Origin of the sequence: Sphingobium sp. (genome assembly GCF_032153725.1) — a bacterium.
In the GTDB taxonomy this organism is placed as follows: domain Bacteria; phylum Pseudomonadota; class Alphaproteobacteria; order Sphingomonadales; family Sphingomonadaceae; genus Sphingobium.
Genome location: NZ_JALDYQ010000088.1, coordinates 1 through 17,593 on the forward strand (window position 1 = coordinate 1; position 17,593 = coordinate 17,593).

Sequence of the window (17,593 nt, forward strand, 5' to 3'; positions counted from 1 at the left end):
GCCTAGCGCTGAGTTAAACGCTCCGTGCTCCTGCGAAGGCAGGAGTCCAGTCCCGCCCGTGGTCTGATAAGGCAACGTTTGAACTGGGTTCCTGCCTGCGCAGGAACACAATTCTTCTTATCGACGCGGATCAATTCGCGCAGCTATCCCCAGCCCCCGCCACCAGATCGAGACAGCGCCCGTCGATCTGATCCTTCGCCACCGGCAATTTGATCAGCGCGGCCAGCGTCGGCATGATATCCACCGTCTCGACGCCCAGCGGCTGTTCGAAATGGGTCAGCCCTTTGCGCCAGAACAGAATCGGCACGCGGCGGTCGGTATCCCAGGGCGAACCATGGGTCGCGACCGCCCCCATCACCGCGCTTTCCGGAATCGACATGACGCGCGGTTTCAGCAGCAGCAGCAGGTCGCCGGACCGTTGCGGATCGAAGCTGGCGCGGGCTTCCTGAAGCAGCGACCAGCTTTCCGGCGGGCCGGAGGGCGAGGGCGTCGCGGCGATTTCTGCCCTAGTGAAGACGGTCTGCACCTGCGGATGGGCGCGCAGCAGGGCGAGTGTCGCCGCTTCCACCCTGGCCCGCTGGGCGGTAGTCAGGCTCTTGTCGAAATAAAGGTCGCCTGCCGGGCCGTCGCCGAGGATCAGCGTCTTGCCGGTGAGGCCGGTCTTTTCCGCGATGGCCGCCGACAGAGCCTTGGGCGTCAGGTTGAGGTCCACGCGCTGCTCCATCGGCATGGCGTTCAGCCGATGCCGTTCGGGCAGGTCATGGCCGCCATGATCGGCGGTCAGCACCACGACATAATCCAGCCTATCCTTGTCCAGCCGGTCGAAAAAGGCGCCAAGTTCGCGGTCGAGCCGGTCGACCTGAATGCAGCTTTCCGTGCCTTCCGTGCCATAGGTGTGGCCGACATAGTCGGTCGCCGACAGGCCGATGGAGATGATGTCGGTCTGCGCCTGTTTGCCGAGCGCCATGCTTTCGATCGCCGCCGCCGCGAAGGCCAGAGTCATTGCGTCCTGCTCCGGCGAGATGCGGAAGCCCTTGTAATCGCCGGCCTCCCGCGCAAAGCGGCCGGTGCCGACGGTGCGGTTGCCTGCCCGGACCGGAAAATCCTTGGCCGTACATTGCGGCGGCAGCTCGAAGCCGGGATTCGGCTGGGCGAGGCGTTGCGCCATCACCTCATTGATCTTCGCGACCAGCGGCGGCATCGCGACGCCCTTATAGCTGACATAGCCTTTCGGTCCGCCGAGCCACCAGACCTGATCGGCGGTCGGCCCGGCCATCATGATGGCCGCGCGATCCTTGCCCGCGACCGATACGACACGCGTGGCGGGATTGGCGATCTTCATCCGCCCGCCCAAGGTCGGCACCCTCAGATGCACGGGAGAGGCCTGATAATTGTCGCTGCTGGTGCCGGGCTGCGTCTCATCCTCGGCGCAATAGACCAGCTTGTCGGCGCGCGCGGTGCCCAGGTCGAACCAGCTATTGGCGATGATGCCGGTGCGCGACGGGCGGCTGCCGGTCAGGATGGTGCTGTGGCCGGGGCAGGTTTCGGTCGCGGCATGGCTTTGATAACCGCGCGGGAAGACCACGCCCTGTTCGGTCAGTCGCTTGAGGCCGCCCGAATAATATTGCCGGTATTCGCTGAACAGGTCGGCGGAAAACTGGTCGACGGAGATGGCGACGATCAGTTTTGGCGGCGCGGCAGGCGCGGGGGGGGCTGTCGGAGCCTGGGCCAGTGCAGGGAGGGAGCTGGCGAGAAGCAGAGCGGCGGCGACTTTTTTCAACATGAGGCAGGATACCTTCTGATGCCTTGACGGCGCATGCAACGGGACCTAGCCCCCTTGCATCGACGCGACCAGAGGCCCGATGCGGATTTTTCATGTCCTTCTGATGACAGTCTTTTTGTTGTTCGCGCCGGTCGTGGCGCGGGCGCAGGGGGCATTCGGTCAGGGCGCGCCGCACATCGCGGCGGCGCTGATCGCGGAAACGGCGATGCCACAGCCCGGCAAGGGCACCACCATCGCCTTTTCGATGACGCCGGAGCCGGGTTGGCACGGCTATTGGGAAAATCCCGGTGATGCGGGTCTTGGCATGACGGTCAAATGGACGTTGCCCAAGGGGGTCGCCATCGGCCCGCTGCGCTATCCGGTGCCGGAAACGCTGCTGATTTCGGGCCTGATGAACCATGTCTATGAAGGGCCCTATGGCGTGCTGGCGAACCTGATCGTCGCGCCGGACGTGCCCGTAGGCACGAAGCTGCCGATCTGGGCGCGCGCCGACTGGCTGGCCTGCACCGACAAGGTCTGCGTGCCGGAAAGCGGTGAACTGTCGCTCGACCTGACTGTGGGCGAGGGCGTGATCCTGCCCGGCGCCCAGGCGCAGTTCGATCGTTGGCGCAGCCATGTTCCGCGTCCGCTGGGCAGCGAGGCAAGCTATGCCATTGCCGATGGCCGCCTGCGTCTATCCGTGCCCTTCCCGGCGGTGGCGAGCGCGCGCGATATCCATCTCTTCGCTCTTGCCGATGGCCTCACCCGCTATGCAGCATCCCAAAGCATCACGCGGCAGGGCGACCGGCTGCTGATCGAAACCGAAGCGGGGCAGGGCCTGAAACCCGGCCCGGTTCAGGCCGTGTTGCGCACCGGCGATCATGTCGGCTTCCTGCTGACGGCGCGGCCCGGTGTTGTTCCCGCAGTCCGGTCCGTCACGCCTCAGACCATTTTGATCGCGCTTGGCGGGGCGCTGGCGGGCGGCCTGTTGCTGAACATCATGCCCTGCGTTTTTCCGATTCTCGGGCTCAAGGCGATGAAACTGGCGCGCGCGGGGGGCGATGAACGCGCCGTTCGCCGCGAGGCGCTGGCCTATGCTTTCGGCATCATCCTGACCTGCCTTGCTTTGGGTGGCCTGCTGCTGGCGCTGCGCGCGGCCGGTAGTGCCGTGGGCTGGGCCTTCCAGTTGCAGGACCCGCGCGTCATCCTGCTGCTGCTGCTGCTGGTGACGGCGATTGCGCTCAATCTGGTGGGCCTGTTTGAATTGAGCGCTTTTGGCGGCGGCGACAGGCTGGCGGGGAAGGGCGGCGCGCTTGGCGCCTTCTGGACGGGAGTGCTGGTCGCCTTCGTCGCCACGCCCTGCACCGGGCCCTTCATGGGCGCGGCCATGGGGGCGGCGCTTGTCCTGCCGCTCGGCGCGGGGCTTGCCATCTTCGCGGGGCTGGGGCTTGGCTTGGCGCTGCCCTTTCTGGGGCTGGCCTATATTCCTGCTCTCCGCACTCGCCTGCCCAGGCCGGGGCCATGGATGGGCCGCCTTCAGAAAATCCTCGCCATCCCCATGGCGCTGACCGCCCTTGGCCTGCTGTGGTTGCTCGGCCAGCAGCGCGGCGTTCCGGCCATGGTGCTTGGCCTTGGGGCGGCGGCGATCCTCGCGCTTATCCTCTTGTGGCTTGGGCGTCGGCAGCGGCACGGCCTGCGCGGCGGCCTCGCGGTTGCCTGCGCCGCGCTTTTCCTCTTCGCCGGAGCCGCAACCCTGCTGCCCACCCACGCCCCGGCCGCCGCAGCGCTGGCGGAGGGCGTTCCGTTCGATGAAGCGCGCCTCGCCAGTCTGCGCGCCCGGAACAAGCCGGTTTTCCTCTATTTCACAGCCGACTGGTGCCTCACCTGCAAGGCCAATGAAGCCGCCGCCATCGACCGCAGCGAAACCCGCGCTGCCTTCAAAAAGGCGGGCGTGACGGTGATGATAGGCGACTGGACCAATGCCGATCCCGCCATTACCCGCTTCCTGGAAGCGCAGGGGCGATCCGGCGTTCCGCTCTATCTCTGGTATGCCCCTGGCAAGGATGCGCAGACATTGCCCCAGATCCTGACCCCCGCCACGTTGATGGCTCTGGTGCCCTGATGGCCAAGGTCCGCGCCGATCAGCTGCTGGTCGACCATGGCCTCGCCGAAAGCCGTGCCCGTGCGCAGGCGCTCATCCTCGCCGGCCTTGTCTTTCTGGGCGACAGGAAGATCGACAAGGCGGGCCAGCAGGTCGCCGCCGATGCCGAGCTGGAGGTGAAGGGCCGCGATCATCCCTGGGTGTCGCGCGGCGGCATCAAGCTTGCCCACGCGCTGGAGCATTTCCGGATCGACGTGACCGGCGCCGTCGCGATCGACGTGGGCAGTTCCACGGGCGGCTTCACCGACGTGTTGCTGACCAATGGGGCGGCGCGGGTCTATGCGGTGGACAGCGGCACCAACCAACTGGCCTGGAAGCTGCGTTCCGACCCGCGCGTCGTCGTTCATGAACAGACCAGCGCCCGCATCCTGACCGCCGATCATATCCCGGAGCCGGTGGACATCATCGTCTGCGATGCCAGCTTCATCTCGCTTGCCAAGGTGCTGGACCGCCCCTTGAGCTTCGCCCGCCCCCGCGCGCGCCTTGTTGCTCTGATCAAGCCCCAGTTCGAGGCGGGTCGGGAAGAGGTCGGCAAGGGCGGCGTCGTCCGCGATCCTGCCATCCATGAACGGGTATGCGATGAAGCGCGGAGCTGGGCGGTTTCCAGAGGCTGGCAGGTGGAGGGCATCACCGCCAGCCCGATCACCGGGCCGCAGGGAAATGTGGAATTTCTCCTTTCCGCAATATTTGGCGGATAATCGCCCGGCATTCGTTTCGCCGCTATAGTTACAATATGCGACAAATGCCCGTTTGAGTCGCTTGCAAAGGCCCGTTAGCCCTCTCTCATGCGCATGCCCCTTTCTCTTTTTCTGATAGCGCTCACCCTTTCCGCCTGTACCGGTGAAAAGGAGAAGACAGCGCGCCCCGCCGCGCTGGTCGAAGCCGCGCGAATCGCGCCCGAAACCTTCACTGACGATCTGGATGCCGTCGGCACCGCTTTCGCCAATGAACAGGTGGTGCTGTCCGCCCCGGTGACGGAGCGCATCACGTCGCTCAATTTCAGCGACGGCGGCTATGTCAGCCGGGGACAGGTGATCGCGACGCTCGCCGCCGGACAGGAAAGGGCCGAACTCGCCGCCGCCCAGGCGCAGGCGCTTCAGGCGCAGCAGCAACTGGAACGCATCCAGGCGTTGAAGGCTCGCGGATTTGCCACGGCGGCCAGCCTTGACAGTCAGATCGCGCTCGCCGGTGCCGCCCGCGCCAGCGCCCAGCAGGCCCGCGCCTCGATCGGCGACCGCGTGATCCACGCGCCCTTCGCCGGGTGGGTCAGTCTGCGCACGGTGTCGCCCGGCGCCATCGTCACGGCGGGCACGGCCATTGCAACGGTCAGCGACATTTCCCGGATCAAGCTGGACTTCACCATTCCCGAAACCCGCCTGTCGTTGATTCGGGAGGGACAGCCCATCCGGGCGACTTCCGCGGCCTGGCCCGATCGGCCCTTTGCCGGCACCGTCGCGACCATCGACCCGGTGATCGATCCCGCGACCCGCGCGGTCAGGGTGCGGGCGATCCTGCCCAATCCCGATCGCATGCTGAAGCCCGGCATGCTGCTGACCGTCAACGTGATCGCAAAGCAGCGTCGATCGCTCGCCGTTCCCGAACTGGCCGTGGTGGGCGATGGCGAGGAACGTTTCGTCTTCGTGGTGGAGGACGGCAAGGCCAGGCGGACCAGGGTTGCCACCGGCATCCGGCAAAATGGCCTGGTCGAAATATTGGGCGGCGTGAAGTCCGGCCAGACCGTCGTCACGGATGGCGTCGTCAAGCTGACCGACGGCGTGCCGGTACGCCTGCCGGGCGACAAGCCCAAGGCGGAGAGCGCCAGCGCCGACCGGGCCGCCGGTTAGATGCAACTGTCCGACCTGTCCGTCCGCCGACCGGTCTTCGCGGCCGTCATTGCCGTGCTGCTCTGCATCGTCGGCATCGTCGGCTATATAAGTCTGTCGGTGCGCGAATATCCCGACACCGATCCGCCGATCGTTTCGGTCGAAACCGGCTACACCGGCGCGGCCGCGTCGGTCGTCGAAACCCGGATCACCCAGTTGATCGAGGATAGCGTGGCGGGTGTTCAGGGCATCCGGAACATCGCTTCCACCTCGCGGGACGGCATTTCGTCCATCAGCATCGAGTTCGACCCGTCGCGCGACATCGATTCCGCCGCCAATGACGTGCGCGACCGCGTGGGCGCCGTGGTGGAGGACCTGCCGGAGGACGCGCTGGCGCCGGAAATCCGCAAGGTCGATGCTGATGCGCGGGCGATCCTGTTCATCGTCTTCACCAAGCCCGGATGGACGCCGACGCAGATCGCCGACTATCTCGACCGCAATGTGATCGACCGCTTCTCCGCGATCGACGGTGTGGCGCGCGTCAACGGCGGGGGGGATGAACGGCCCTCCACCCGCATCTGGCTGAACGCGGAGAAACTGGCCGCCTTCGGCATCACGCCGGCCGATGTCGAAACGGCCCTGCGCGCGCAGAATGTCGAACTTCCCGCCGGGCGCTTCGAATCGAAGGACCAGAATCAGACGCTGCGGGTCGAACGCGCCTTTTCGACGCCCGAACAATTCGCGGCGCTTGTCGTCGGGCGCGGCGCGGACGGCTATCAGGTGAAGCTGGGCGATGTCGCGCGGATCGAGCAGGGCGCGGAAAATCCATACACCTTCTTCCGTTCCAACGCCGCCACGGGTGTAGGCGTCGGCATCGTCCGTCAGTCGGGCGCCAACACGCTGGATGTCGCGGGAAAGGCCAAGGCACTGATCGAGGAACTGCGTCCCACACTCCCGGCGGGGATGAAGGTCACCATCGGATCGGACGAATCGCTGTTCATCAGCCGCGCCATCGACAATGTCTATGACACGCTGGCCGAAGCGGCCCTGCTGGTGGTTCTGGTCATCTTCCTCTTCCTTGGATCGATACGGGCGACGATCATTCCGTCGATCACCGTGCCGATCTGTCTGCTGGCGACCTGCGCGGTCATGTGGCTGCTGGGCCTGTCGATCAACCTGCTGACGCTGCTGGCCTTCGTGCTGGCGATCGGGCTGGTGGTGGACGATGCCATCGTCGTGCTGGAAAATGTCTATCACCGCATCGAGCGGGGGGAGGACCCGCTGCCCGCCGCTTATCTAGGCACGCGGCAGGTGGGCTTTGCGATCATCTCGACCACCCTCGTGGTCTGCGCGGTGTTCGTGCCGGTGATGTTCCTCGCCGGGCAGACGGGGCTGCTGTTTCGCGAACTGGCCATCGCGATGATCGCCGCCATCGCCTTTTCGGGGTTCATTTCCCTGAGCCTTGCGCCGATGCTCTGTTCGAAACTGCTGCGTCATTCGGACCGGTCCCGCCTGTCGCGCTGGGTCGACGACCGGTTCCAGCGGCTGGAGGCGGCCTATTCCCGCCTGCTCGACCGCGTGCTGAAACGACCCGCCATTTCCCTCATCGCGGTGGGCCTGTTCCTTGCCGGCGCGGGCGCGCTGTTCGTGACGCTGCCGACCGAACTTGCCCCGGCGGAGGATACCGGCGTGGTTGACGGTCAGGTGACGGCGCCCGAAGGCACCGGCTTTGACCGGATGAAGGCCTATATGCAGAAGATCGAGGCCGATCTTGCGCCTCTGCGCGACGATGGTTCGCTTCAGGTGCTGAATATTCGCGCGCCCGCCGGTTTCAGTGCCAGCGATGATTTCAACGGCGGCAATATCATCGCTTTCCTGCGTCCCTGGGAAGACCGCACCATCACCACGGTGCAAGTGGCCGACACGATCAACAGGATCATCGCCAACCAGCCGGGCGTGCGCGGCAATGTCGCGCCGCGTTCGGGGCTGGGCCGGGGACGCGGCCTGCCGGTCAATCTGGTGCTGGCCGGGTCGACCTATGAGGGGCTGGTCGCCGCGCGTGACCGCATCATGGCCGCCGCCGCGACCAATCCGGGCCTCATCAATCTCGATTCCGATTATAAGGAAACAAAGCCCCAGATGCGGATCGAGGTGGATCAGCAGCGAGCGGGCGACCTTGGCATATCGGCCAATGACATCAGCCAGGCCTTGCAGACCCTGCTCGGTTCCCGTCGCGTCACCACCTATGTCGACCGGGGCGAGGAATATCGCGTGCTGGTGCAGGCGGAAAAGGAAGGGCGCCAGACCCGGGCGGACCTCGAACGCATCAACGTCCGCACGCGCACGGGCGCGCTGGTGCCGCTGTCCGCCGTCGTCACGGTCCGCGAAGTCGCCGGCCCGCGCCAACTCAACCGCTACAATAAATTGCGGGCGATTACCCTGACGGCGGCGCTGGCACCGGGCTACTCACTGGGCGAGGCGCTGAATTTCCTGGAAGATCAGGCGCGCCAATCGCCCGAGGTCCTGGCGATCGGCTATCGCGGCGAAAGCCAGTCCCTGCGCGAGACGGGGGGATCGATCTGGCTGGTCTTCGGCCTTACCATATTGATCGTCTATCTGCTGCTGGCTGCTCAGTTCGAAAGCTTCATCCACCCCGGCGTCATCATTGCCACTGTCCCTCTGGCCGTGGCGGGCGGCGTGATCGGTCTGGCGCTGACGGGCGGGTCGGTGAACCTCTACAGCCAGATCGGCATCGTGATGCTGGTGGGGCTGGCGGCCAAGAATGGCATTTTGATCGTCGAATTCGCCAACCAGTTGCGCGACGAGGGGCTGGAGATCGCGCAAGCCATACGCCAGGCCGCCACCCGCCGCCTGCGCCCGATTCTGATGACGTCGATCGCCACGGTGATCGGCGCCCTGCCGCTGGTCATTCGTGGCGGGGAGGGGGCGGCGGCGCGCGATTCGATCGGCGTGGTGGTGGTGTCCGGCGTGAGCCTGGCAACGCTGATCACGCTGTTCTTGATCCCGATCTTCTATTCACGGGTTGCAGGACGAACCGTTTCACCGCAAACCGTCAGTCGGCGGCTTGACTCGGCCTTGAAGGATTCGTCCGAAGCCGCCGAGTAAAAGGTGGAGTTGCGTTACCGATGAACGAGATTGCGTCTCCGGGTCAATTACGTCTCGCCTACGCGCGCTGGGCGCTGGTTACTGTTCCAGCTATTGTTTTCCTTGGCTTTCTTTCCGGCAAGCTGGCCAATAGTGGCTATGGCAATCGCTGGTTCGCGGCGCTTGCCAAGCCGGAGCTGATCCTGCCCGGTTGGGCCTTTGGCGTTGCGTGGACGATCCTCTATATCCTGATGGCGCTGGCCTTTGCGATCGTCCTCCATGCGCGCGGGGCGCGGGGCCGGGGGATCGCCATTGCCGCCTTCCTTGTCCAGTTGGTACTGAATTTTGGCTGGTCACCGCTCTTCTTCCGCTTCCATCAGGTCGGCCAGGCGCTGTTCCTGATCATCGCTTTGGCAGCGCTGGTTGCGATCACCACCGCTTTGTTCTGGCGCGTTCGCCGGGCAGCGGGGCTTTTGTTGCTGCCCTATCTGTGCTGGCTGGCCTTCGCCTCCTACCTCAACTATGAGATCGGCCGCCTCAATCCGGACGCGGAAAGCCTTGGCAAACCTGCGTTCCAGACCCAGATATGATTTTTGGCGCCCGGCAAAAGGGCGCTGCATGGAAGGACAAAGCATCATGCAGAGCGAAAACCGCTTTTTCGACGACCTTGCCAAGCTGGTGAACGGCGCCGCCGGCACGGTCGCGGGCATGAGCCGCGAGTTCGAAACCAATGCCCGCGAAAAGGCCAAGCAGTGGATCGGCGGCATGGATTTCGTCAGCCGCGACGAGTTTGATGCGCTGAAGGCGCTCGCCGCCGCCGCCCGTGAAGAGGTGGAATTGCTGAAGGCCCGCCTCGACGCGCTGGAGGGCAAGGCGCCCGAACCCGTCAGGAAGACGGTCCGCGCGAAGCCCAGGGACGCGGAATAAGCGTCGCGATTCGGGGCAGGGACCAGGTTGTCCACGCATTTTACGAGCCATCGGCTTTCCACCGGGCTCGAAAATGCTCTAAGGCGCGCAGATGATGGACAGCGACGAATTTGAAAATGGCGGTCAGGAAGCCGCGCCGATCGACATGTTGGCTGCCTATTTCGAGGCGCATGGCTGGAGCTACGATCAGGTGGGCGAGGATGAAATCGTCGCCAGCACCCAGGGGTCGTGGGCGCAATATGAGCTGCGCGGCATCTGGCGGGACGAGGATCAGGTACTTCAGATGCTTGCCTTGCCCGACATCAGGGTGAATGACGACAAGCGCCCGGCCATCTACGAAACGCTGGGACTGATCAACGAGCAACTCTGGCTCGGCCATTTCGAGCTGTGGTCGTCCAGCGGCATCGTCCTCTTCCGGCATGGCGCGTTGCTGGGTGCGGGTGGGACGCTGACGCTCGATCAGGCGCAGATCCTGGTCGAAACCGCCATCGATGAATGCGAGCGCTTCTACCCGGTATTCCAGTTCGTGCTCTGGGGCGGCAAGTCTCCGACCGAAGCCATTTCCGCCAGCCTGATCGAAACGCGCGGCGAAGCCTGATTCATGACTGATATCTGGCCCGATCACCTGTTCCTCGTCGGCTGCGGCAATATGGCGGGGCAGATGCTGGCCCGCTGGCTCGCCTGCGGCCTTGATCCCGAGCGCGTGATCGTACTGCGGCCGAGTGGCAGGCCGGTGGCCGATGGGGTGAGGGTGGTCACGGATTATCCCGCTGCCCTGCCCGCCGGGACGACCGTGCTGCTTGGCATGAAGCCCTATCAGTTGGCTGATGTTGCTGCTTCGCTCGCGCCGCTCTGTGCGGCCGATATCCGCATCCTTTCGATTCTGGCCGGAACGCCATGGGCCGAGTTGCGCGCTGCCTTCCCGATGGTGGGCGAGATCGTCCGCGCCATGCCCAACCTTCCCGTCGGGATAGGAGAGGGCGTGACCGCGCTGCACGCCGACGCATCCGTCCCGACATCGTCGCGCGCTACCGTGGAGGCTTTCATCGCGCCGCTTGGCCTCGCCGAATGGATCGAGGATGAAGGGCTGTTCAACGAAGTCACCGCGCTTTCCGGCTGCGGTCCGGCGTTCCTGTTCCGCTTCATCGATGCCTTCGCCCGTGCCGGCGAAGCGGTGGGCTTGCCTGCCGATCAGGCCGCCCGCATGGCGCTTGCGACGGTGCGGGGTTCGGCCAGCATGGCGGCCAATGCCAGTGACAGCCCGGCTATCCTGGCCGACCGTGTCGCCAGTCCGGGCGGCATGACGCGGCAGGGCCTCAATGTGCTGGATGCGGATGACCGGCTGCTGAGGCTGCTCACCGATACGCTGGTCGCGGCCCGCGATCGGGGCGAGGAAATGGCGAAGGGCAGATAGGCGAGCGGTTCACCCGCGCAAATGTTCCAGAGGGCGCTGCGTTAAATCAGACGCGGGACGCGCGCGCTGGTTTTTTGTTTGCGCATCGTTCCAGGCGCAAAACCGGTTCCCACTTTTGCGCGCGATGCTCTAGGGACGGCCATCGCCCTTTTTGGAGTCCTGCCATGTTACCCGCCGAAACGCCGATCCTTCTGCTCACCACCGGCGGGACCATCGACAAGATCTATTTCGATGCGCTGTCCGACTATCAGGTCGGTGAAACGGTGATGGCGAAGTTGCTCGACATCGCTCGGGTCAAGCGACCCTTCCGCATTGAGGAAGTCGTGCGCAAGGACAGTCTGGAACTGGACGATGCCGACCGCGCGCTGATCCGCGACAGCGTTGCAGCCGCGCCGGAAAGCCATGTCATCATCACCCACGGCACCGATACGATGACGGAAACGGCCAGGGTACTGGCCGCCATTCCCGGCAAGACGATCGTGCTGGTCGGGGCATTGGCCCCGGCACGTTTTGGCGAAAGCGATGCCAGCTTCAATCTCGGCATGGCGTTCGCGACCGTGCAGGTCGCTGATCCAGGGGTTTATATCACGATGAGCGGGTCCGTCTTTCGCGCCGACAAGGTTGGGAAGGACCGTGCCAGGGGCGCCTTCGTTCCGATCGAAGAATGACCGCTCGGGCGCGTCAAGGCGTGGCGGCGTTGGCCGCTGCCACGGGAAGCGCGCCACCATCGGGCGTTTGCGCCTTGGGCACGAAGACGTGCAGGCTATCCAGCGTCTTTTCCGAAATCGCCTGATATTGTTCGCTCAGCATTTCGGGATAGACGAAGCTCGCGGTGACGATCGAGCCGTCGGGCTGCTTGATCAGGCGCAGCGCGACATTATTGCCTTCGCCGTCATTGGCCGTGCCGCGATATTCATTGTCGCCGATGAAATCCCCGCTGACCCCTTCGGAGCCCTGATTCACCGTTTCGACAATCTGTTGCAGCGTCTGGCCGCCGTCCTTTTTCTGCCAGAAGATGCGGACATCCGCGCCCGCGCCGGGGTCCTGATAGACCACGCCATCGGCGTTGCTGGAGGATGCGTCCTTTACCCAGCCTTCGGGGAAGGTAATCGAAAAGCCCCGTTCGACATTCACATAATTGCGCGATGCCGGGGTGTCGGCCTTGGCACTGGCCATCGCCTTGGCCGCGGCGGCATTGGCGGCGGCGGCCAGTTCATCCTGGCTCGGCAGGTCCTCCACCGGTTCCGCACGGCCGCAGGCGACCAGCAGCAACAGGGGCATGGCGGCGGCAAGGGAAGCGTTCTTCATGCCCTCTCCCAAAGCATAGCCGCCGCGACATTTCAACGCCCCGGTCGAAGGTTGCACGACAGGGCGACGTTATGCCGCGCTGTCGATCCCCAGTTCAGCGAGCTTGCGATAGAGCGTCGATCGACCGATGCCGAGGCGTCGGGCCACTTCGGTCATGCGCCCGCGATAATGGCCGATGGCAAGGCGGATCACGTCCGCCTCGATCTCGGCGAGCTGGCGGACATGGCCGTCGCCTTCGAACAGGGTGATGCCGGCGGCTTCGCGATGCGGCTGGGGCACCGCGCGCAGCCGGCCGTGGGATGCGTCGCCATGGATGCGGCCGTGGATATGGGCGGTGATCTGCGGGAAATCCTGTGGCGTCAGAGCATCGCCCTCGCACAGCACGGCGGCCCGGAACAGGGCATTTTGAAGCTGGCGGACATTGCCCGGCCAGTCATGCTGCATCAGCAGCGCCAGGGCATCGTCGGTCAGGCCCAGGCCCCGCAGCCCCGGCTGGGTGGCGATCCGGGCCAGGAGATGGCGGCAGAGCGCAGGCACGTCGCCCAGCCGCTCGCGCAGTGGCGGGATGGTGAGTTGCACCACATTGAGGCGGTAATAAAGGTCCTCGCGGAAACGCCCAGCCTCGATCTCGTCATGCAGCCGCTTGTTGGTGGCGGCGATGACGCGGACGTCGACATGGATCGGGCGGCGCGCGCCTATGGGCTGGACTTCGCCGTCTTGCAGCACACGCAGCAGCTTCACCTGCGCGTCGAGCGGCATTTCGCTGACTTCATCAAGGAAGATCGTGCCCATGTCGGCGGCGACGAACTTGCCGACCTGCCGGTCGAAGGCGCCGGTGAAGGCCCCGCGCTCATGGCCGAACAGGTCCGATTCGACCAGGTTGGCGGGAATCGCCCCGCAATTGACCGTTACCATGGCCTGTTTATGCCGGGGCGAGGCAGCATGGATCGCGCGGGCGATCACATCCTTGCCGACGCCGCTTTCGCCTTCGATCAGCACGGGTACGCGGGCGCGGGCGGCCTTGGCTGCGATGGCAAGCGCGGCGCGGAACTGGGGCGCGGCGCCGACCACATCCTCGAAGGAGAGGGCGGCGGAGATTTTCTCGGTGAGCGGGCGCAACTCGCCCTTGCCATGTTCGCCGTTCAGCGTCGCGTTCAAGGCTGCCAGCAGCCGTTCGGGCGCGATGGGCTTGGCGAGATAGTCGGTGGCGCCCGCGCGCATCGCTTCCACCGCCACGGCGACATTATTGTGCGCGGTGAGGATCAGGATGGGCAGCGCGGGGCGGCGCGCGCGCAATTCGCGGATCAGGCCGGCCGGTTCAAGATTCGGACTCCACTGGTCGAGCACCACCGCATCGAGCCGCATGCCGTCCTGCGTGCCCAGCATCGCAATCGCGGTATCGCCGTCATTGGCGAAGATGGTGCGCCATCCCGCGCGGGCGGCCAGAGCGGACACCAGCCTGCGCTGCGCCGGCTCGTCATCGATCAACATCAGCATCGGAACGCCGTCGCGCGCCATCTTATCCCTCATCTGCGAACTTGCGCCCGAAGGTAGAGAAGAGGGGTAAAGACCGCCTTAACCGGAAAGATTTTCTTGTTCGTTCGGTGCTTGAGGGGGGGAGGGCTTGACGATAAGAGGATGCCGGCAAAACAGGTACGAGAGGGACCGAGCATGGCTTCGGAAGGGAATATGAAGAGCGCAACCCAGACTTATGCGAGTTTCGTGTCGCTCATGAAATGGGGCACGATCGCCAGCGCCGTTGTCGCTGCCCTGGTCGTGGTGTTGATCGCCCACTGAGGCGAGCGACGGCAGGGGGATGTCCATGAAGATTGCGATCGTGAAGGAGCTTGCCGAGGGCGAGCGCCGCGTTTCCGGTACGCCGGAAACCGTCAAGAAGTTCAAGGCGCTGGGCGCTGAAATCGCGGTGGAAGCGGGCGCTGGCCTGACTGCCGCGATTGCCGATGCGGACTATGCCGCCATGGGTGCGACCGTGGCCGACCGTGCCGCGACCGTGGCCGGAGCCGACATCATATTGGGCGTGCAGGGCCCGGACCCGGCGAGCATCGCGGGCGCCAGGCCCGGCGCGTGGATCGTCGCGGGCCTCAACCCCTTTGTTGAGCGTATGCGGGTCGATGCCTATGCGGCGGCCGGATTCGAAGCGCTGGCGATGGAGTTCATGCCGCGCATCACCCGTGCGCAGTCGATGGATATCCTGTCGTCTCAGTCCAACCTTTCCGGCTACAAGGCCGTGCTGGACGCGGCGGCTGAATATGGCCGGTCCTTCCCGATGATGATGACGGCGGCGGGCACGCTTTCCCCGGCCAAGGCCTTCATCATGGGCGTGGGGGTCGCGGGGCTACAGGCGATCGCCACTGCCAAGCGCCTCGGCGCTCAGGTGTCGGCGACCGACGTGCGTTCGGCGACGAAGGAACAGATCGAAAGTCTGGGCGCCAAGGCGATCTTCGTCGAAACCGTCGCCGGCATCGAGGGCGAGGGCAAGGGCGGCTATGCCACCGAGATGTCCGAAGACTATCAGAAGGCACAGGCCGAGCTGGTGTCGGGTCATATTGCCAAGCAGGACATCGTCATCACCACCGCGTTGATCCCCGGCCGCGCCGCGCCGCGCCTGATTTCCGACGCGCAGATCGCGACGATGAAGCCGGGCAGCGTGATCGTCGATCTTGCGGTCGAGCAGGGCGGGAATGTCGAGGGAGCGGTGCTGGGCGAGGTGGTCGAGCGCCATGGCGTCAAGATCGTCGGGCACAAGAATGTGCCGTCGCGTCTGGCGGCCGATGCATCCGCGCTGTTCGCGCGCAACCTCTATAATTTCCTCTCCGCCTTCTGGAACAAGGACCAGAACGCGCCGGTGCTGGACGAGGAAATCGGCAATGCCATCCGCGTGACGCAGGGCGGCAAGGTCGTGAATGAACGGCTGCTCTGAGACTGGATGCCCTGTCCCGCCTGACGGGGCTTGACCGGGCGCGACTTCATGCAATGAGGGGGAACAGATGACCCTGTTCCCCCTCATTTCCTTTTTGGGCGCATGCGCCTTCGGGCTGGCCGTCGGATGGCGGGCGCGACCGGATGACGGCTGGGCTTTGGTGGCGATCCTCCAATTGCTGTCTTCCGCCATTTTGATCGGCGCGCTCATCGTCTCGGCGGAAGCAGGCAGCGCTGCGGCGCGGGTTCTGGGATTGCTGGCCGTGGTGGCCGGAAGCGCGGGGCTTTGCGGGGGCTTCGTGGCCGCTCGACGGCTGGAAGCGCCGGGCCCGTGATGGAAGGGACGAGTTCGACGATCGTTGCAGGCTGGTCGATGGCCGCACTGCTATTCGGACTTGCCCTGCACGCTGCGGTTGGAGGTGGCGTGCGGCGAGGCGCGAATCTGATGATGGCGGGGATGATGGTTGCCGGGGCGGTGACGCTCTATAGCCATGATGTCATGGCCATGCCGCAAATCTGCGCGGCGCTGATCACGGGTGGCGCGGTGGGTCTGCTGTTGGGACGGGGCGTGCCGCGATCCGCTCTTCCGGCGCTGTTGACCGGGCTGGTTGGGCAGGCGGGGCTTGCGGCCGTGTTCATCGGCTTGGCGGCCTGGCGGAACCCTCATGTTTTCGGCGTGCTGGACGATGTGACGGATCGACCGCTTGTCGGCGCCATGGTGGCCATCGGGGCGACCGTGACGTTCGGCGCGATGGCCTGTGCGGGCGCGGCGACGACGCTGCGGCGCGGGGGCAGGCAACGGAAGAGGAAAGGGCGTTTCGCGGCAGCCATGCTGCTGGCGACGGGCGGGACCCTCGGAGCCTTTGTCGCGAATCCGGCGACCGGTTTGCTTCTGGCTTGCGTCGGGATTGCGCTGCTTGCTGGACGCGGACTCGCGCAGCGGGCCCTGGACTACGGAATGGGCCCCGCCGTGGCGCTGATCGGGGGCCTTGCCGGCTGGGCCATTGCAGGGACCGCTTTCCTTATGGGAAACATGGCGATGGCCGTCGCGGGGGGCTTTGCAGGCTCCGCCGGCAGCATGTTCGCGATTCGTCTTTGCGGCGGCGCGGGCAGGAAGGGGCTTGCCGATGTGGAACGCCGTCCCTAACGATTTGCGGGAAGGGGCAGGCCTTTCCGGCTCTGTCGGCGCATTGGGGTTAGCGGATTCATGAAGAAGCTCGGTCTGATAGGCGGTCTTAGCTGGACGTCGACGGCGCGCTATTATCAGATCATCAACCAGGCCGTGTATCGCGCCCGGGGCGGCCAGCACAGCGCGCCGCTGCTGATCGAGAGCCTTGATTTCGCGGATATCGGCCGGTCCACAACGAACGAAGAATGGGCGCATGCGGCGCAAGTGCTCACCGGTTCGGCCCGGCGGCTGGAGCAGGCTGGTGCGGCCGCGCTGCTGATCTGCGCCAACTCCATGCACCGCGTTTATGACGAAGTGCAGGCGGGCGTCGATATCCCGATCATCAACATTGCCGAGGCGGTTGGGCGCAAGATGCAGGCCGATGGCATTGAAAAGGCTGCGTTGATCGGCACGCGTAATGTGATGACCGAGAAATTCTATCGCCAGCGGCTGGTCGCGCACGGCATTTCGCTGTTGCCGCCCGACATGGAACTGGCCGAGCGGATTGACCGGATCGTCTATGACGAACTGACCATCGGCAAGGTCAGCCGCGAGTCCGAGCGCTATATGAAGTCCGAACTGACCGATATCGCCAAGGAACATGTGCAGGCTGCGATTCTGGCCTGCACGGAGCTGGAGATGATCGTCGACGTGAAGGCGAATGTGCTGCCGATCTATGACGGCACCAGCATCCACGCCCGGGCGGGAGTGGATGTGATTTTGGGGGAATAGGGCTGGACCGATCATTTCCGGATATTGTCCGGGCTGCGCCGCCGTTCGGGTGACAAAGGTGACACGATAGAGGTGCGGAAAAGCGCCATTTCGTGCGGAATGTCCTATTGCGGTTTACGGTTCAAAGAGCCCGTTCGGATTTAGCCGGCGGGAGGGCTGTAGGACAGGGAAAAAAATGGCGCGTCGGGTTTCGACCAATTGTAGCCGTTAAGCGCGCTGTGTTCCTGCGAAGGCAGGAACCCAGTCCCGCCCT

Annotated in this window: 17 protein-coding genes; 14 read left to right on the forward strand and 3 right to left on the reverse strand. The window is 65.0% G+C overall.

The window, feature by feature from the left end; all coding sequences use genetic code 11:
* Window positions 1–130 precede the first annotated feature (130 nt).
* A complete protein-coding gene (locus tag RUH75_RS20670; protein ID WP_313809080.1) occupies window positions 131–1,783 on the reverse strand; it encodes an alkaline phosphatase family protein in 1,653 nt (550 codons plus the stop codon).
* Between the two features lie 79 nt (window positions 1,784–1,862).
* On the opposite strand from RUH75_RS20670, the gene RUH75_RS20675 reads away from it, so the two are divergent.
* The 9 genes from RUH75_RS20675 to RUH75_RS20715 all read left to right on the forward strand — a co-directional run bounded on the left by RUH75_RS20675 (window position 1,863) and on the right by RUH75_RS20715 (window position 11,860).
* On the forward strand, window positions 1,863–3,884 hold the full coding sequence (locus RUH75_RS20675) for a protein-disulfide reductase DsbD domain-containing protein (protein WP_313809081.1): 2,022 nt from the start codon (window positions 1,863–1,865) through the stop codon (window positions 3,882–3,884).
* Window positions 3,884–4,621, forward strand: coding sequence for a TlyA family RNA methyltransferase (locus RUH75_RS20680; RefSeq protein ID WP_313809082.1), 738 nt, complete (start codon window positions 3,884–3,886; stop codon window positions 4,619–4,621). Before RUH75_RS20675 ends, RUH75_RS20680 begins: the two co-directional genes overlap by 1 nt.
* Before the next feature lie 87 nt (window positions 4,622–4,708).
* Window positions 4,709–5,767, forward strand: coding sequence for an efflux RND transporter periplasmic adaptor subunit (locus tag RUH75_RS20685; protein ID WP_313809083.1), 1,059 nt, complete (start codon window positions 4,709–4,711; stop codon window positions 5,765–5,767).
* A complete protein-coding gene (locus RUH75_RS20690) occupies window positions 5,768–8,872 on the forward strand; it encodes an efflux RND transporter permease subunit (RefSeq protein ID WP_313809084.1) in 3,105 nt (1,034 codons plus the stop codon). It begins immediately after the preceding gene.
* Window positions 8,873–8,892: 20 nt separating this feature from the next.
* Window positions 8,893–9,441 carry a TspO/MBR family protein gene (locus tag RUH75_RS20695; RefSeq protein WP_313809085.1) on the forward strand — a complete coding sequence of 183 codons (549 nt, stop codon included), beginning with the start codon at window positions 8,893–8,895 and terminating at the stop codon, window positions 9,439–9,441.
* A gap of 46 nt (window positions 9,442–9,487) precedes the next feature.
* On the forward strand, window positions 9,488–9,778 hold the full coding sequence (locus RUH75_RS20700) for an accessory factor UbiK family protein (protein ID WP_313809086.1): 291 nt from the start codon (window positions 9,488–9,490) through the stop codon (window positions 9,776–9,778).
* A gap of 91 nt (window positions 9,779–9,869) precedes the next feature.
* Window positions 9,870–10,376, forward strand: a complete 507-nt coding sequence (locus RUH75_RS20705) for a YbjN domain-containing protein (protein ID WP_313809087.1) — start codon at window positions 9,870–9,872, stop codon at window positions 10,374–10,376.
* Between the two features lie 3 nt (window positions 10,377–10,379).
* A complete protein-coding gene (locus RUH75_RS20710; protein ID WP_313809088.1) occupies window positions 10,380–11,192 on the forward strand; it encodes a pyrroline-5-carboxylate reductase in 813 nt (270 codons plus the stop codon).
* A gap of 164 nt (window positions 11,193–11,356) precedes the next feature.
* A complete protein-coding gene (locus tag RUH75_RS20715; protein WP_313809089.1) occupies window positions 11,357–11,860 on the forward strand; it encodes an asparaginase domain-containing protein in 504 nt (167 codons plus the stop codon).
* Window positions 11,861–11,873: 13 nt separating this feature from the next.
* On the opposite strand, the gene RUH75_RS20720 is transcribed toward RUH75_RS20715, so the two are convergent.
* Together RUH75_RS20720 and RUH75_RS20725 are read right to left on the reverse strand one after the other, a co-directional pair.
* Window positions 11,874–12,500, reverse strand: a complete 627-nt coding sequence (locus RUH75_RS20720) for a hypothetical protein (RefSeq protein WP_313809090.1) — start codon at window positions 12,498–12,500, stop codon at window positions 11,874–11,876.
* A gap of 69 nt (window positions 12,501–12,569) precedes the next feature.
* Window positions 12,570–14,018, reverse strand: coding sequence for a sigma-54 dependent transcriptional regulator (locus RUH75_RS20725; RefSeq protein WP_313809095.1), 1,449 nt, complete (start codon window positions 14,016–14,018; stop codon window positions 12,570–12,572).
* A 171-nt stretch (window positions 14,019–14,189) separates the two neighbouring features.
* On the opposite strand from RUH75_RS20725, the gene RUH75_RS20730 reads away from it, so the two are divergent.
* From RUH75_RS20730 to RUH75_RS20750, 5 genes are all read left to right on the forward strand, one after another.
* Entirely contained in the window at window positions 14,190–14,297 is a 108-nt protein-coding gene (locus tag RUH75_RS20730) for an aa3-type cytochrome c oxidase subunit IV (protein ID WP_313809091.1), read from the forward strand.
* 25 nt (window positions 14,298–14,322) lie between these two features.
* A complete protein-coding gene (locus RUH75_RS20735) occupies window positions 14,323–15,441 on the forward strand; it encodes an NAD(P) transhydrogenase subunit alpha (RefSeq protein WP_313809092.1) in 1,119 nt (372 codons plus the stop codon).
* A gap of 67 nt (window positions 15,442–15,508) precedes the next feature.
* Window positions 15,509–15,775, forward strand: a complete 267-nt coding sequence (locus RUH75_RS20740; RefSeq protein WP_313809093.1) for a proton-translocating transhydrogenase family protein — start codon at window positions 15,509–15,511, stop codon at window positions 15,773–15,775.
* Window positions 15,775–16,587, forward strand: coding sequence for an NAD(P)(+) transhydrogenase (Re/Si-specific) subunit beta (locus RUH75_RS20745; RefSeq protein WP_313809096.1), 813 nt, complete (start codon window positions 15,775–15,777; stop codon window positions 16,585–16,587). Before RUH75_RS20740 ends, RUH75_RS20745 begins: the two co-directional genes overlap by 1 nt.
* 60 nt (window positions 16,588–16,647) lie before the next feature.
* Entirely contained in the window at window positions 16,648–17,340 is a 693-nt protein-coding gene (locus tag RUH75_RS20750; protein ID WP_313809094.1) for an amino acid racemase, read from the forward strand.
* The last annotated feature ends 253 nt before the right edge of the window (window positions 17,341–17,593 follow it).

Excerpts from the sequence above, each read along its gene's own strand:
- RUH75_RS20670 (WP_313809080.1), bottom strand. The coding sequence starts at position 1,783 with ATGTTGAAAAAAGTCGCCGCCGCTCTGCTTCTCGCCAGCTCCCTCCCT.
- RUH75_RS20675 (WP_313809081.1), top strand. The coding sequence starts at position 1,863 with ATGCGGATTTTTCATGTCCTTCTGATGACAGTCTTTTTGTTGTTCGCG.
- RUH75_RS20680 (WP_313809082.1), top strand. The coding sequence starts at position 3,884 with ATGGCCAAGGTCCGCGCCGATCAGCTGCTGGTCGACCATGGCCTCGCC.
- RUH75_RS20685 (WP_313809083.1), top strand. The coding sequence starts at position 4,709 with ATGCGCATGCCCCTTTCTCTTTTTCTGATAGCGCTCACCCTTTCCGCC.
- RUH75_RS20690 (WP_313809084.1), top strand. The coding sequence starts at position 5,768 with ATGCAACTGTCCGACCTGTCCGTCCGCCGACCGGTCTTCGCGGCCGTC.
- RUH75_RS20695 (WP_313809085.1), top strand. The coding sequence starts at position 8,893 with ATGAACGAGATTGCGTCTCCGGGTCAATTACGTCTCGCCTACGCGCGC.
- RUH75_RS20700 (WP_313809086.1), top strand. The coding sequence starts at position 9,488 with ATGCAGAGCGAAAACCGCTTTTTCGACGACCTTGCCAAGCTGGTGAAC.
- RUH75_RS20705 (WP_313809087.1), top strand. The coding sequence starts at position 9,870 with ATGATGGACAGCGACGAATTTGAAAATGGCGGTCAGGAAGCCGCGCCG.
- RUH75_RS20710 (WP_313809088.1), top strand. The coding sequence starts at position 10,380 with ATGACTGATATCTGGCCCGATCACCTGTTCCTCGTCGGCTGCGGCAAT.
- RUH75_RS20715 (WP_313809089.1), top strand. The coding sequence starts at position 11,357 with ATGTTACCCGCCGAAACGCCGATCCTTCTGCTCACCACCGGCGGGACC.
- RUH75_RS20720 (WP_313809090.1), bottom strand. The coding sequence starts at position 12,500 with ATGAAGAACGCTTCCCTTGCCGCCGCCATGCCCCTGTTGCTGCTGGTC.
- RUH75_RS20725 (WP_313809095.1), bottom strand. The coding sequence starts at position 14,018 with ATGGCGCGCGACGGCGTTCCGATGCTGATGTTGATCGATGACGAGCCG.
- RUH75_RS20730 (WP_313809091.1), top strand. The coding sequence starts at position 14,190 with ATGAAGAGCGCAACCCAGACTTATGCGAGTTTCGTGTCGCTCATGAAA.
- RUH75_RS20735 (WP_313809092.1), top strand. The coding sequence starts at position 14,323 with ATGAAGATTGCGATCGTGAAGGAGCTTGCCGAGGGCGAGCGCCGCGTT.
- RUH75_RS20740 (WP_313809093.1), top strand. The coding sequence starts at position 15,509 with ATGACCCTGTTCCCCCTCATTTCCTTTTTGGGCGCATGCGCCTTCGGG.
- RUH75_RS20745 (WP_313809096.1), top strand. The coding sequence starts at position 15,775 with ATGGAAGGGACGAGTTCGACGATCGTTGCAGGCTGGTCGATGGCCGCA.
- RUH75_RS20750 (WP_313809094.1), top strand. The coding sequence starts at position 16,648 with ATGAAGAAGCTCGGTCTGATAGGCGGTCTTAGCTGGACGTCGACGGCG.